Here is a 13,540-nt window from a genome sequence, read left to right as displayed (position 1 = left end):
GTTTGGCGTCAGTAGTCGAGCTGTGCCAGTGAAATGTCGCCGACGCGTCGCTTCTCGTCGAGCGACAGCACCGCCGGAACCATTTCGCTGGTGACCAGCCCGTGACGGCCGGTCAGCTCGTCGACGATGTCGAAACTGCGCGCGATCGACTCCGGTGTGTCGACGATGATCGTCGTCACCGGGACCCGGCGTGCGACCTGGAATAGCTTGTCGCCGTGCGGTTTATGGTCACCGTGAAATCCCCAGATGCCGCGTAGCACCGTCGCCCCGCGCGCCGTGCCGGAATGCAGCAGTCGCTGCACCAGGGCGCGGTGGATGGGCAGCGTGTCATGCCGGGTGGCTTCGGCGGTGTACACCATCAATTTTTGCCACAGGGTGCGTCCCTGGTCGTCCGTCGTCGGCAGCTGTTGTGGGCGTGCGAACATCTCGCCGTCGCGTTTGCACAATCGCACCCGTTCGACCGTCAGCAGCGGCTCGGCCAATACGTCGGCCAATTCCGTTGCGGCAGAAGAAACTTGCTCGGTCGTCCCGGTCCCGATGATCATCATTGGGACATTGACGTTGCGGCCGAAGAAGTGCGCCCGGTGGCGCTGTCCGTGTGCGGTGCCATCGACGCCGAGAAGCGCTATGGCACCGGCGAATCCGTGCCGATAGAGCAATTCGCAGACCGCGTAGTAGGCCGCCTTGCCGGTGACGCGCTCCTGGCGGCCGACATACACCGTCAGCTTTGCGGCGTCGCCGTTGTGCGTGTCGAAGTCGCCGAGCGCGCCGGTACCCCGTTCCCGCGTGACCAGCCGGGCCCGCTCCAGGGTCAACAATCCCCGGGCGGTCAGCGCGGCCACTTCGTCGACCAGGGAGCGGATCTTGGGTTCCACGTCGACCGCGGCGATCGCGATCGCAGGATCCTCGGACAGGCTCAACGACACGTCGGTGCGCAGCTCATGGCTAGCCCCGAAACTGGCGATCCCGCGCAGCATCACGCTGGTCGCAACATCGTTGGCGCCGAACACGTCGAACATCGCGTCGGCCAGAAAGCGCCCATCGTCGCCGACGACCCGCTGGCGTTCGCCGAAGTACGCGGTCAACTTCAGGCAGGGCTGGTTCATAGCTGCTCCGCCAACCATTGTCCGAGTAATGCCGCGGCGACGCCGAGTACGACGCTGACCACGATATTGGCCACCCCCGCCCACGTTCGGCGCTCCTCGCCGAGGCGCTGAGTCTCCAGCATCCAGGTGGAGAAGGTCGTGTAGGCGCCGACAAAGGCGGTGCCGGTCAGCAATGCCGCTTCCTTGCTCAACGCCAGGCCGCCGAGGAATCCGAGCAGCGTGGCCCCGCTGATGTTCACCGCCAGCGTGCCGACCGGAAACGGTCGCGCCACCCGGCGGGTGACCGTGCGATCGACGAGAAAACGTGACACCGAGCCGATGCCGCCGATCAGCGCGACACCGGCCCAGACCAAGATCGTCGCCGTCATGAGCGCACCCGCACCCGGCGTACCAAAGCGGTGGCCAGATGCACGGCCAGCAGGCCCAGCACGATGCTGGTGGCGGTGTAGGCCAGCGCCAGCAGCCAGTGACCGTGTTCGAGCATCTTGAGCGTCTCGACTTGCATGGTCGAAAACGTCGTTAAGCCGCCGCACAATCCGGTGCCGAGCAGCGGCCGCCGGTAGCTCGACAGCGGCAATCGTTCCAGTAGGCGGGTGGTGAAGTAGCCGACCAGGAAGGCGCCCACGATGTTGACCGCGAACGTCGGCCACGGCCACGTCGCCGGGTCGGGCTGGGCGAGAGTGTTCAGCGCCGCGCGGGCCATCGAGCCCACCGCTCCGCCGGCGAACACCGCGCCCAACTCGCGATAGTCAGGTCGTGGCACTCGTTGGTTCCCTTTCGTTTGCCAATGCGCTACGCAGCGTAGAGCGACGGGCGCGTCCGACACGGGCACAATCTGTAGACATGGCCAACCCGCGAGCCGGTCAACCGGCCCAGCCCGAAGACCTCGTCGACCTACCCCATTTAGTCACGGCGTACTACTCCATCCAACCCGACCCCGACGACGTCGCCCAGCAGGTGGTCTTCGGCACCTCGGGCCACCGCGGCTCGGCCCTGGGTGGCGCCTTCAACGAAGACCACATCTTGGCGATCACCCAGGCGATCGTCGAGTACCGGGCCGCGCACGGCACCACCGGGCCGTTGTTCATCGCACGGGACACCCATGGGCTTTCGGAGCCGGCGTGGGTGTCAGCGCTCGAGGTGCTGGCCGCCAACGACGTGGTCGCCATGATCGACTCGGCCGACCGCTACACGCCGACTCCGGCGGTCAGCCACGCCATCCTCAGCTACAACCGCGGCCGTACCGACACGCTGGCCGACGGGATCGTCGTGACACCGTCGCACAACCCCCCGTACGACGGTGGCTTCAAGTACAACCCGCCCAACGGCGGCCCGGCCGACACCGACGCGACCAACGCAATCGCTAAGCGCGCCAACGAGATTCTGCGTGACGGCGGCTCGGGGGTAAAGCGGATTCCGTTGGCCCGCGCGCTGCAGACAGCGCAGCGCCACGACTACATGGACGCCTACGTCGACGACCTGCCGAACGTGGTCGACCTCGACGTGATCCGCAAGGCCGAGGTGCGGATCGGCGCCGACCCGCTGGGCGGGGCCAGCGTGGATTACTGGGGTGCCATCGCCGAACGGCACAACCTCGACCTGACCGTGGTCAATCCGCTGGTCGACGCGACGTGGCGATTCATGACGCTCGACCACGACGGCAAGATCCGGATGGACTGCAGCTCCCCGAACGCGATGGCCTCGCTGATCGCCAACCGGGACCGCTACCAGATCGCCACCGGCAACGACGCCGACTCGGACCGCCACGGCATCGTCACTCCCGACGCGGGGCTGATGAACCCGAATCATTATCTGGCCGCGGCCATCGACTACCTCTACACCCATCGGCCGTCCTGGCCGGCGGGCATCGCGGTCGGCAAGACCGCGGTCAGCTCGTCGATCATCGACCGGGTGGTCGCCGGGATCGAACGCAAACTCGTCGAGGTGCCCGTCGGATTCAAGTGGTTCGTCGACGGCCTGATCGGCGGCACCATCGGTTTCGGCGGCGAGGAGTCGGCGGGGGCGTCGTTCCTGCGGCGCGACGGCTCGGTGTGGACCACCGACAAGGACGGCATCACCCTGGCGCTGCTGGCTTCCGAGATCCTGGCCGTCACCGGATCCACGCCGTCGCAGCGGTACGAAGAGCTGGCCGGCAAGTACGGCACCCCGTACTACGCGCGGGTCGACGCGCCCGCCGACCGCGCGCAAAAGGCCCGGCTCTCCAAGCTGTCGCCCGAAGAGGTGACCGCGACGGAGTTGGCGGGGGAGCCGATCACCGCCAAGTTGACCGCCGCGCCCGGCAATGGCGCCGCACTGGGCGGACTGAAAGTGACGACGGCCAATGCGTGGTTTGCTGCGCGGCCTTCGGGCACCGAGGATGTCTACAAAATTTACGCGGAATCCTTCAACGGGCCCGAGCATTTGGCCGAGGTGCAAGAAAGTGCGCGCGAGGTAGTTAATAAAGTCATTGGGTGACCTTTACCCTCTGTCGTGCCCGCGCAGGGGGGCGCGGATCACGTTCTGTTCAGCTGCCGCGCGAAGTTTGGATCCTCAGCTGGGCGAACATCATGATCGCGCTGGGCTACGGCGTCGTATCGCCGGCACTGCCGACCTTCGCGCGAACCTTCGGGGTCAGCATCAAAGCGGTGACTTTCCTGGTCACCGTCTTTTCGCTGAGCCGGTTGTGTTTCGCACCGGTAAGCGGGTTACTGGCACAGCGCCTGGGTGAGCGGCGCATCTATATCGGTGGTTTGCTGATCGTGGCATTGTCCACCGCCGCGTGTGCGTATTCCCAGGCATATTGGCAACTACTGCTCTTCCGTGTCCTCAGCGGCATCGGGTCGACGATGTTCTACGTCTCGGCGCTGGGACTAATGATCCACATCAGCCCGGCCGACGCGCGCGGGCGGATCGCGGGCCTGTTCACCACCTCGTTCATGATCGGCGCGGTCGGTGGGCCGGCGGTTGGCGGCCTGGCGGCGGGCTGGGGGCTGACCGCGCCGTTCGTCGTGTACGGCGTCGCGCTGCTGGGTGTGGCGGTGGTGCTGTTCTACAGCCTGCGGAATTCGGCGCTGGCCGCGCCGCCGCCCCCGACCCGATCAACCGTGACGATGCGAGAGGCGCTGCGCGTTCGTGCCTATCGGTCGGCGCTGCTGTCCAATTTCGCGACGGGCTGGTCGGCGTTCGGGCTGCGCATCGCGCTGGTCCCGCTGTTTCTCTCCGACGTGATGCACTGCAACGTCGGCGTCATCGGCTGGACGCTCGCGGCGTTCGCGGCCGGTAACGCTGTGGCCGTCGTGCCCAGCGGTTACCTGTCTGACCGGATGGGACGGCGCACGCTGTTGATCATCGGCCTGACGACGTCCGGGGTGGCGACCGTTTGGCTTGGTCTCGCGTCGTCGCTGGCGGCGTTCATGGTCGCGGCGTTCGTGAGCGGCGCGACGACCGGCATCTTCATGTCACCGCTGCAGGCCGCGGTCGCCGACATCCTGGGTAGCGAGGCCCGCGCGGGCCTTCCCGTGGCTGCGGTGCAGATGGTCACGGATCTCGGGGCGATCGTCGGGTCCATGGCGGTTGGCTGGGTCGCCGAGCAGCTGAATTACGGCTGGGGCTTCACGATCAGCGGGATTGTGCTGGTGATCGCGGCCGTCGGTTGGGTGGTGTCACCGGAAACACGGCCGGTGCTGGAATTCTTACCGCCCGAGGCCGAGCTCGATGCCGCCTGACCAGCAACTTTGATGGACAGTGGCCAGTGGTGTAGCTTCGATTGGCACAACTTCTCGGGGCTATGGCGCAGTTGGTAGCGCACCACACTGGCAGTGTGGGGGTCAGGGGTTCGAATCCCCTTAGCTCCACCGGTATAAGGCACCTCGGCGACAGCGACGGATCGATCGGGCGGTCCGGGACGCTGCAATTCAACTTCATCACCGACCAGATCCGTGGCGCTCGACGCGACGACGACGAACTGCACACATCCGAACTACCCGCCGGCCTTGAAACCCGGTGGACGGTCGAGCAGGACTTCATCACCGCCGTTCGTGCGGGCGGACAGCCGGAACCGAGCCTGGGATCCCTGCCGTGCGGGCCTTCGCGGTACCCGAGTACGCCGAAAACCGCACCGGCGTGCATCACCCCTGCTGTCGCGGATGTCTCGTGCAGTAATGGCCAAGCTGCAAGGAGGACGGCGGTCCTGGCAGCCGAAAGGCATCGAAGACACCCTGGTTGAAGAAAGTCCCTAGCGGGCCTGTTCGACCCGCCCATTCAGGTATCCGTCCACTTTGTCTGTCGCCGCGCGGTGACGCGCCGCCATCGAAGGAAGTGTGAACGCAATGATGTCTACCGCGGTAGGCGCGACCATTCTCACTGCAGGTTTGGGTTTCATCGGTCTGGGCGTCGCGCCGGCACCGGCCGCGCCCGCACCGTTGCCGGATTACCACTGGTGTCCTGGCCAACCGTGGAATCAGGGGTGGGGATTTAACTGGAACGGCGGGCATTGCCACGACGACTTCTACAACGACGGCGAACCCCACGACTCGTTCCACTGGCACGGCCAGGGTCCCTGGCATCCCTGACGGAGCGTTGCGGCTTTGAGTGTGCTCCCAGGGCGGCCTCCCGCGGCGTGTCGTCGCCCTAGACGCACACCCTAGCCGCGGCTAGACCATTCGCGGTACACCGAAACCCGGAACGCTTCCAATCACGACCAGCCCGAGTCCGACGACCAGAAAAGTGAACACTCGCAACGATTTTGGCGTGGGTTCCTGCTCGATCTCGGGCCTGCGCGCCGCGAAGAGGATAAACACCACCCCCATATCGAACGACACGGTCGTCAGCCAGCGGGTCCAGTCGTAGCCGGTGAGGAAGATCGGGACGAACAACAACAGCGCCGTGAGAACCCACGTCGTTCGGCCCCGCACCGCTTCGGCGAACGCACGCAGAGGCACGCCGGAAACCTCGCTGAGGCCCCACATCGTCGCGACGAGCCCGACGGCGCCGAACGCCAGGGAGGCGGTCAGGCCGGCTACTCCGATGTGGCCGACACTTCGGATGGCATCCACGATCCCGTCGTCGTAGGTCGGCATCACATTGCGGCACACCCAGTCGTGGTAGTCGCTTTGCGGTGGTGGTCGCCCGCTGAGCACGTACCGCAACAACGCCGGCGGCGAGGTGACTGTGCCGAATACGTTCGGCATCGGGTGATGCGGAACCTCCGAACACAATCGGGAGGCGAGGCCGTGGCGGCCGAACGCCGCCACGGCAGCGGCGGTCACCGCGCCCGGCGTCACCGCCAAGAACGCGCCCAAGCTCTGGCTGGCTCCCAGCGCGCCACCGAGGACGATGACGGCCAGCACGGCTCCGAACGCGAACAGCAGCCCGACCGCCTCGTGCACCAGCGTCAACGCGGCGGCCGCGGCCCCGTAAGCCAGGCAGCAGCTGATCGCAACGGCGCGGGAGCGCGCGAACATCAACGCCGAGGCGAACTGCGCCAGGGCTGCTGCGCCGAACAGGTCCGGCCGGGCGGAATAGGCCGCGAACGGGACACCGAACGGCAGCAACGGAATCAGCATTGCGACCATCAGGCTGCGCTCCGACCGGCGCCGCACGAGTACCACGGCCGCGACCGTTGCCAGGCCGCACAGGTACACCGTCGTCGACAGCCACCGCAGGCTGAGGCTCACCGCGAAGTAGTGGCCCGGGAACAAACCCACCAATTCACCGGCGAGACCGCGGCGCACGAAGCCGTGTGCGTAGGTGGCCGTGTAGTACGACATCCAGTACACGTCGAGCTGAACGATGTCTATCGCGAACCACAGCACGATCGCCGACCAGATCGCAATCGTGACACCAAAACCGGCGTAAAAGCGCTGTCGTCCACGGTTTTTCGTCGGCAGTCCCAGGCTCACCATCAGCCACCGCCGTGGTGGACGGTGGTGGCGTGCAGCCCGACGTCGGCCAGCGCGCCGCATGCGAGCTCGCGCGTTGCGGCGGCGGTGTTGTCCGCGCCGCACTGGTAGGCGCTGACGGCAAGAAATCGGCTACCGCTGATTGTGCCTGTGGCGCAGAACAATTGGCCGCGCATCTGCTCGATGCGGCTGCGGGTCATCCCTTGCTCGACCAGCCGCACCGACACCTCGGTCGCATCCGCACCGTCGATACGGCCGAGGGCGGCATCGAAGGTACCCATGTTGGAGCAGCCCACCGGCAGTTGGCCGGTTGACATGGCTGTGCCTTCGGCCCGCCGGACCAGCCATCGTGGCGTGAACGGGATGAGCGGCAGCCCGGCCAGCATCTCGTTGGGCTGGTCTTCCAGGGACGTCAGCAGGCTCTTGACATCCGCGCGTACGTCATTCAAGTCGTCGACCGCCGCTCGGCCGTCGACTGTGAGCGTGATCGAGGTCAGCGCGTTGGCGCGATCGTCGTCGGTGGACGTGCGGTCGCTGACCGGAAGCACGATCGTCACGGAGTTTCCGTCCGATGCCACCCTGCCTATCCGGTGCGCCAGGCGGGCCATGAAGGCGACGAAAAGCGTATTGCTGCTTCCGTTTATGCTGCGCGCACGCGCATCCCAGGCCGCGGCGTCGGTCTGCAGAGTCACCGCCGGGGGCGCGGTCTGGTCATCGTCGTGCGTCACGCGCCGCGGTGCTCCGGGCGCGGCGCGCGGGCCGAAGGAGGCCTTGAGCACGATCAGCAGAGTCGCGATCAGTGCGTGAATGACCGCGGGTAGCGCGACGACGGTATGGGCCAGGTCTTCGGCCACCGCGCGCCATTTGCTACGTGAATTCGGTTGTGAGTAACCGAGATTGCGTCGTTCCCCGTTGACCGCTTCGGTGATCGCCGTTGCCAACGCGAGTCCATCGACGATGCAGTGTGATGAAACCAAGGTGACCGCGGTGCCGCCGTCGTCCAACGGCAGCACGGCCACATGGAACGTGGGCCCGTATTCGGGGTCGACGGGAACGCGTGCGCGCCGATCAATCCACGCGCCGATCTCCGACCGCGGCTGTCGGGGCTCTAGCGCAATGTCGGGTGAGTGACGGTCGAGCACCCAGCGATGACGGCCGAATGGCAACGGCGAGCGCTCGATCCGTCGTCCGAGCAGGCCATCGCCGAGCCGGGTTTGGACGCTGCGCAGTTCGTCGATGTTGATGTCGCGGTCGTATATCCACGTGCACTGCACCGCGCTGCCCTGCTCGGTGGCCCGCAGCCGTAGGAAGGCCGCCTGGTCCAGCAGCGCCAGCCGCGTCATTGCCGTTGAAGGGCGCCGTCGGACACTCGGGTGAACTCGGCACGCATTGCCTGGACATAGCGCCGCACCGACTTACGGGCGATCTCGGTGCCGGGGTAGCCGACCACCAGTTGTGTCTTGTCGTGCATGCGATTGACCCACATGCACACCGTTTCCGAGAGGCGATTGTCACCCCAGATGCCGGCGCGAAGACCGTCGAAATCGTTGCCGAACGGCAGTTTACGGATGTCGATGTAGGACAGCATCGGGACGGGACGGTCCGGAACCTTGATGTCACCCGACGATCCGTCCGGCGTCGCGAGCAGGTGATAGTACGGTACCGCGCCGAGGGCGGTGTTCGCGTCGAAGGACGCCTGGGCGGCCCTGACGACCTCGTCGAATGAAGCGCCGGCGGTGGGGATCGTCAACGGAACGAAGCTGGCCAACCAGCCGACCGTGAGGGCATGGTCGGGGTTGCGGCGGTTGTCGAACGGTGTGAGTCCGAAATACGTTGCTGCTCCAGTCAACCGATGCTCGGCCAGGGCGGCGCAGGCGAACACACCGCCACTGAATCGCGTCCCCACCGCGCGACATGCCGCTTCGAAGCGTCCGCCCTGATCTGCGTCGATCAAGTCGAACACGTCGATGGCCCCCGAGGTGTCCGGGGTCGCGTCGCCCAGTTCCAGTGGGAATCTCGGCAACACGCCGTTGTTCGCCGCGAGAAATGCTCGCCAGGACTGGATTTCGGGTGATTCTTCGTTCAGGTTCGCGGTGTACGCTCGCTGATTCGCGCTGTACTCGCGGTGGCTGGCCGTGGGTATCAGCGTCGCTCCGTCATTCTGCAGCGTGGCGAAGTACGTCGTCTGGATGTCGAGGAAGATCACGCCGGCCGACATTCCGTCGGCGCGCAAGTGATCGATGGCGATCAAGACGGTGAACCGGTCTTCGCGCTGCACGATGCCGAAGGTGAAGCAATCCCAGCGCAGCGGATCGGGGGTATCGAGGAGCAGTTTGCGGATCTGATGTGCCTCCATCATGCCGAGATCCGTTGGTGCCAGAGTGATGAAGTCCGGGTCGGAGATGACGTAGCGGTGGATCTCGTCGTTGTCGCCGAAGTCAAACCGGTCGTGGTAGGTGTCATGCCGCCGGACGTGGCTATTCACGGCCTGCGTCATCGCCTCGATATCGCAGGTGCCTTCGATTTCCCAGGCTCCGATGCACAACCGTGGGATATCGTGGCCGCGGCCGACTTGGTGCCGGTAGTATCGAAGATGTTGCGACTGTTGGTAACTCACCGGGGCGGGGTGGGGCTGAGCATCGGCTACGCACGCATAAGTCGTCGCCGTGGGACACCAGGACATGACGGTGCCATCGGCAGTCCAGTCGTCGACGGTACCCAAAAACATGCCCCCCCCCACCCTTCGTCCGTCAGCTCGCGACGCCACCCCCGGCTCCGACGACCTTAACGTGAAGGCGCACACCTTGCCGAGTGAGAGGGAATTGGGAGTGAACGCATGCTGAGCAGGCTTCGACGACTGCATTACGGTTAGGTTCGTCAGCACAGCATGATGGTCCCGGTCGCGACCATAAATTGCAGCTTGAATCTGGCCTGGCGGTCGCCTGATAGGCCCGCGAGGGCGCGGCCGGCAGTCGTCGCTTCACCTCCGCTTCCTGTCGATTTTCCCCGTCCGTTAGTCGCACCGGAGATGCCAAGGCGGTTCTAGAATGCTCTGACGCATGTCGAACAAGGTTGCCCGGACGGAACATGCCCGAAGCGATATATGCACAGACTGAAGGCCAGCTGCCCCGGTTTGTGCCGCGCCTGCCCCGAAAGGCCAAGGTGTAAAAGGCAACCGAGCGTAAGCTGCGCCCAATACGGCGAAAGGTCACATCCATGCGAATCAGCCTGATCACCAACCTCAACAACAAGACGCCGATCGAATCCTGTATCCGGGACTTAACCCAAGCGCGCGAGGCAGGGTTCGCTCGGCTGTGGATGACGCAGATGCCGTTCGACGTCGACCTGCTGACCGTCTTGGCGGCCGCGCTGCGCGAAGTTCCCGACATCGAAGTCGCCAGCGGCGTGGTGCCAATCCAGAACCAGCATCCGTCGTTGCTGGCGCAGCGGGCCTTGACGCTCAACATCATTGGCGCCGGACGATTCACCTTGGGCATCGGCGTCACTCACCGTGCGGTGACCGAGGGGATGTGGGGCATCTCATGGGACAGGTCGGTGAAACGACTGTCGGAGTACCTCGACGGCCTGCTGCCCCTGCTCGCCGGCGAACCCGCCGACGCGCCCGGCGAACTCGTCACCACCAGGGGAGCGCTGCAGATCCCGAACGCCCCGACGCCGCAGGTGTACGTCGCGGCGCTGGGTCCGCAGATGCTGCGAGTTGCCGGCAAGCGCACCGCGGGAACCATCACCTGGATGACGGGCCCGAAGACGCTGCGCGAACACGTCGGACCCACCCTGCGCGACGCGGCCGCCGAGGCCGGACGCCCGGACGGATCGGTCGCGGTGGCCGCCGCCTTGCCGGTCAGTGTGACCGACGATGTCGCCAAGATTCGTGCACTGGCCGCCGAGCAATTCGCGATGTACGGCCACCTGCCGTCCTATCGCGCGATGCTTGACAGAGAGGGCTTTTCCGGCCCGGAGGACGCCGCGTTGATCGGCGACGAGTCCACCGTCTCCCAGCAACTCGACGGGCTCCGCGATGCGGGAGTGGACGAGTTCGTCGCCATTCCGTTCGATCCGTCGCCCGAGGGAGCCCAGCGGACCCGAGCGTGCCTTCGGGCCTGGGCGTGATGCCAGGAGAGCGCAGCCGGGCTGATATCAACGAAACTACTGCGGTCGTTCGATATTCGTTTCGGGCAGCGAGGCGTACCCACCGCGCTGCAGTGACGACGCAATAACGGCGCCGACCGAAAACTCGACGCGACGACCCACACCGCCATCGTCGCCATCCGCGCCGGGGGCAGTCCACTGCACCCGCGCGGTACCCGACACGTGCAACGTGGCACCGGTTGGGAAGTCGACGAAGAGCAGCGCGGCCTCGTCATCGACGGCCAGGTTGCCGAAGCTGTTGAACATGTTGTTGCCCGGGCAATCCGGCCACCACAACCGGCCGGGAGAGTCGACCCGAACAAATCCCGCCGGACCGCCGCGATGGGACGCATCGGCGCCCCGGGTGGGGTGGGTGGTGCCCAGAAAGAACGTGTCCGATGCCGCGATCATTGCTTGCTCTTCGGTGCTCAAAGTCGTTGTGCGCCTTGGGTCAACCGAGGGAGCGGTGATCACGGCGGCATCCACCTCGTGCCGGTGGATGTACTGCGGGCAGTTTCCGTAGGCCTGGTCCACCTGCACCGTCATGCCCGCGGTGTCGACCTCGATGAGCGTCCCGTTGATCCGCATTCGGCGCCGAGTGGGGAAATCGATGGCGATCAACCCAACCTGCTGGCCGACGGCGAGCCCGTGCAGGGGATCACCCTGGCGGGGCAGTGCCGATATCCGCAGTGTGTCGCCGGCGCCGCGCAGGAACCCCGGCTCCGCCGACAACGGCGAGGTCCACAAGACGCCCTCCCGGTCGCGTCCGGTCAACACGGCAAACCGTTGCGCCGCCAGGAATTGGGTGGCGCCCCTGGACAAACCGGTCGCATCGAGCATTTTTTCGAGCCGACGTGCCTGAACTTCGACTCCGGCTCGTCGTTGCGTCGCTACTTCACCCTCGTGAAAGCCAATTGCGGTCACGCAGGTATCAACGTCGGAGAGTTCCACAGCTTCCCCGAGTCTCGACGAACTGGCTTCGTCCTAATCGGCGAGACGATGTGCGGTCATCAGTGCGTGGTCGAAAATTGTTTTATCGACGATTGCGCCGGTCGCGGTCGCCCGCAAAGTGGCGGCGATTTGTTCGGCGAGGACGCGCAATTTGATGTTGTTTTTCTGGGACAGCCAGCTGAGTAAATCGAATGCGGCATTGTCGTCGAGGTCGTAGACGAGCATCAGCATGCCTTTGGCTTGCTCGATCGGGGCACGTTTGTCCGCGATCTCGCCCAAGCGCGTGGTGATGGCGTCCTCGCGTGAATGGCGCAAGGGGGTGACGTCGACGTAGAAGCCGTGGGTGCCGATCGCCACGCCACGACGGTCAAAGAACTGATCCCCGATGACGACCACCCAGCGCACGGTGCCCGCGGTGTCGATGATGCGGTGCCGACTGCTCAGCGCCCCACGGGTATGCGTGATGGAGTCGATGGTCGCCGCGACCTGATCCCGGTCGTCGGGATGCTTGTGCGAGAGCACCAGCTCGGTCGTCGGCGTCACGGCACCGGGCTCGTACCCGTGCAACCGCTGCACCTGCTCGGACCACTCCCACCGGCCGTCATCGAAGTAGAACCGAAACCAACCCACCCCCTGCGGAGAGAGGTCACCGGTGTCATCGGCGCTGGCAGGCACCGAATGAAGATCGGTGCGACTGACGATCCGTCTGGTCATCGGCAAAACCTCGCTCGCTGGTACGCGTCGCTGGCGTTCTTCAAGTTCGCGGCGCTGTCCGGCCCGCGTAGCGGGGACAACAACTCGAGGACGGCGTCAGCCATGTCGCCGGCCTTGGCCAACAGCGGGTCACCGCTGTATGCCTCTTTCCAGAAGTGGAACGCTGCGCAGCGCAACTCGGCTACCTCCTCATCTGTGGGCGACCGGTAGCCGAGCCAGTGGTCGCCGAGAAACCAGAAAACCCGCACCGCCAGATCGTCGGCGCGCTGAAGTGGACCCACATGAGGTGATTCGTGGCTGTGCGCCCTACGGATGGGTTTTCGGATCACCAATCCGCGACGAGGACCCACCGGGATCTATCTCCGCTGTTCAAAGCGGCAACGGCGGCAAGATCGAACGCTCAGTGCCGCCGGGGCTTGTGGCTGCTCACGGCGTCGTGGATCAGCAGGCCCACCAAGGCTGCCATGCAGAGAGGCACGTACAGCCTGAAATTGGCGGAGGCGTGCTCGTACAACGCGACGTACGCGATGGTTACGAGCGCCATGATGGTGAGGAGGATGCCGCGGTTAACTTTGTCCGTGCTCATGCTTCGACCTACCTTTTTGGTCGGCATTGCGCCGCGAATATCAGCATAAACCCGTCAACACGGTTTCTCATCGTCTGATTTCGCGAGTCTTTGGAATGACGCGAATTGTGCGACAAAACCGTGCCGATTCCGCA

The 13,540-nt window shown here is 65.4% G+C and carries 14 protein-coding genes and 1 tRNA gene; 5 read left to right on the top strand and 10 right to left on the bottom strand.

Annotated features, from left to right (window positions below; all coding sequences use genetic code 11):
- Nucleotides 1-8: 8 nt before the first annotated feature.
- The 3 genes from G6N55_RS09280 to crcB (G6N55_RS09270) are packed head-to-tail and all read right to left on the bottom strand — an operon-like array spanning nt 9 to nt 1,869.
- Entirely contained in the window at nt 9-1,106 is a 1,098-nt protein-coding gene (locus G6N55_RS09280) for a DUF190 domain-containing protein (RefSeq protein ID WP_085225998.1), read from the bottom strand.
- A complete protein-coding gene (gene crcB, locus G6N55_RS09275) occupies nt 1,103-1,474 on the bottom strand; it encodes a fluoride efflux transporter CrcB (protein WP_085226000.1) in 372 nt (123 codons plus the stop codon). The genes G6N55_RS09280 and crcB (G6N55_RS09275) overlap by 4 nt, the downstream gene beginning before the upstream one ends.
- Nucleotides 1,471-1,869, bottom strand: a complete 399-nt coding sequence (crcB, locus tag G6N55_RS09270; protein ID WP_085226002.1) for a fluoride efflux transporter CrcB — start codon at nt 1,867-1,869, stop codon at nt 1,471-1,473. The genes crcB (G6N55_RS09275) and crcB (G6N55_RS09270) overlap by 4 nt, the downstream gene beginning before the upstream one ends.
- 80 nt (nt 1,870-1,949) lie before the next feature.
- Between crcB (G6N55_RS09270) and pgm the strand changes: the two genes are divergently transcribed.
- The 4 genes from pgm (at nt 1,950) to G6N55_RS09250 (ending at nt 5,677) form a co-directional block, all read left to right on the top strand.
- Nucleotides 1,950-3,581, top strand: coding sequence for a phosphoglucomutase (alpha-D-glucose-1,6-bisphosphate-dependent) (gene pgm / locus G6N55_RS09265; protein ID WP_085226004.1), 1,632 nt, complete (start codon nt 1,950-1,952; stop codon nt 3,579-3,581).
- Between the two features lie 92 nt (nt 3,582-3,673).
- Nucleotides 3,674-4,831: an MFS transporter gene (locus G6N55_RS09260; protein ID WP_085226006.1), complete on the top strand. Its 1,158-nt coding sequence runs from the start codon at nt 3,674-3,676 to the stop codon at nt 4,829-4,831.
- Nucleotides 4,832-4,887: 56 nt separating this feature from the next.
- A tRNA-Ala gene (locus tag G6N55_RS09255) sits at nt 4,888-4,960 on the top strand.
- 474 nt (nt 4,961-5,434) lie between these two features.
- Nucleotides 5,435-5,677: a hypothetical protein gene (locus G6N55_RS09250; RefSeq protein WP_197747393.1), complete on the top strand. Its 243-nt coding sequence runs from the start codon at nt 5,435-5,437 to the stop codon at nt 5,675-5,677.
- An 81-nt stretch (nt 5,678-5,758) separates the two neighbouring features.
- Here G6N55_RS09250 and G6N55_RS09245 read toward each other — a convergent pair whose 3' ends face one another.
- The 3 genes from G6N55_RS09245 to G6N55_RS09235 are packed head-to-tail and all read right to left on the bottom strand — an operon-like array spanning nt 5,759 to nt 9,734.
- The gene (locus G6N55_RS09245) at nt 5,759-7,009 is read right to left on the bottom strand and encodes a hypothetical protein (protein ID WP_085226008.1); all 1,251 of its coding nucleotides are present in this window, start codon (nt 7,007-7,009) and stop codon (nt 5,759-5,761) included.
- A complete protein-coding gene (locus tag G6N55_RS09240) occupies nt 7,009-8,349 on the bottom strand; it encodes a hypothetical protein (RefSeq protein ID WP_085226010.1) in 1,341 nt (446 codons plus the stop codon). Before G6N55_RS09240 ends, G6N55_RS09245 begins: the two co-directional genes overlap by 1 nt.
- Complete coding sequence (locus G6N55_RS09235; RefSeq protein ID WP_085226012.1) at nt 8,346-9,734, bottom strand: condensation domain-containing protein; 1,389 nt, start codon at nt 9,732-9,734, stop codon at nt 8,346-8,348. Before G6N55_RS09235 ends, G6N55_RS09240 begins: the two co-directional genes overlap by 4 nt.
- Nucleotides 9,735-10,222: 488 nt before the next feature.
- On the opposite strand from G6N55_RS09235, the gene G6N55_RS09230 reads away from it, so the two are divergent.
- Nucleotides 10,223-11,137, top strand: coding sequence for a TIGR03564 family F420-dependent LLM class oxidoreductase (locus tag G6N55_RS09230; protein ID WP_085226014.1), 915 nt, complete (start codon nt 10,223-10,225; stop codon nt 11,135-11,137).
- Nucleotides 11,138-11,173: 36 nt separating this feature from the next.
- On the opposite strand, the gene G6N55_RS09225 is transcribed toward G6N55_RS09230, so the two are convergent.
- The 4 genes from G6N55_RS09225 to G6N55_RS09210 all read right to left on the bottom strand — a co-directional run bounded on the left by G6N55_RS09225 (nt 11,174) and on the right by G6N55_RS09210 (nt 13,406).
- Complete coding sequence (locus G6N55_RS09225; RefSeq protein ID WP_232078953.1) at nt 11,174-11,995, bottom strand: pyridoxamine 5'-phosphate oxidase family protein; 822 nt, start codon at nt 11,993-11,995, stop codon at nt 11,174-11,176.
- A 144-nt stretch (nt 11,996-12,139) separates the two neighbouring features.
- Nucleotides 12,140-12,820 carry a PAS and ANTAR domain-containing protein gene (locus G6N55_RS09220; RefSeq protein WP_085226016.1) on the bottom strand — a complete coding sequence of 227 codons (681 nt, stop codon included), beginning with the start codon at nt 12,818-12,820 and terminating at the stop codon, nt 12,140-12,142.
- On the bottom strand, nt 12,817-13,101 hold the full coding sequence (locus tag G6N55_RS09215; RefSeq protein ID WP_085226018.1) for a hypothetical protein: 285 nt from the start codon (nt 13,099-13,101) through the stop codon (nt 12,817-12,819). The genes G6N55_RS09220 and G6N55_RS09215 overlap by 4 nt, the downstream gene beginning before the upstream one ends.
- A gap of 119 nt (nt 13,102-13,220) precedes the next feature.
- A complete protein-coding gene (locus G6N55_RS09210) occupies nt 13,221-13,406 on the bottom strand; it encodes a hypothetical protein (RefSeq protein WP_085226020.1) in 186 nt (61 codons plus the stop codon).
- Nucleotides 13,407-13,540 lie beyond the last annotated feature (134 nt).

It is taken from the genome of Mycobacterium florentinum, assembly GCF_010730355.1.
Classification (GTDB): domain Bacteria; phylum Actinomycetota; class Actinomycetes; order Mycobacteriales; family Mycobacteriaceae; genus Mycobacterium; species Mycobacterium florentinum.
This window is presented reverse-complemented; position numbering and strand designations above follow the sequence as displayed.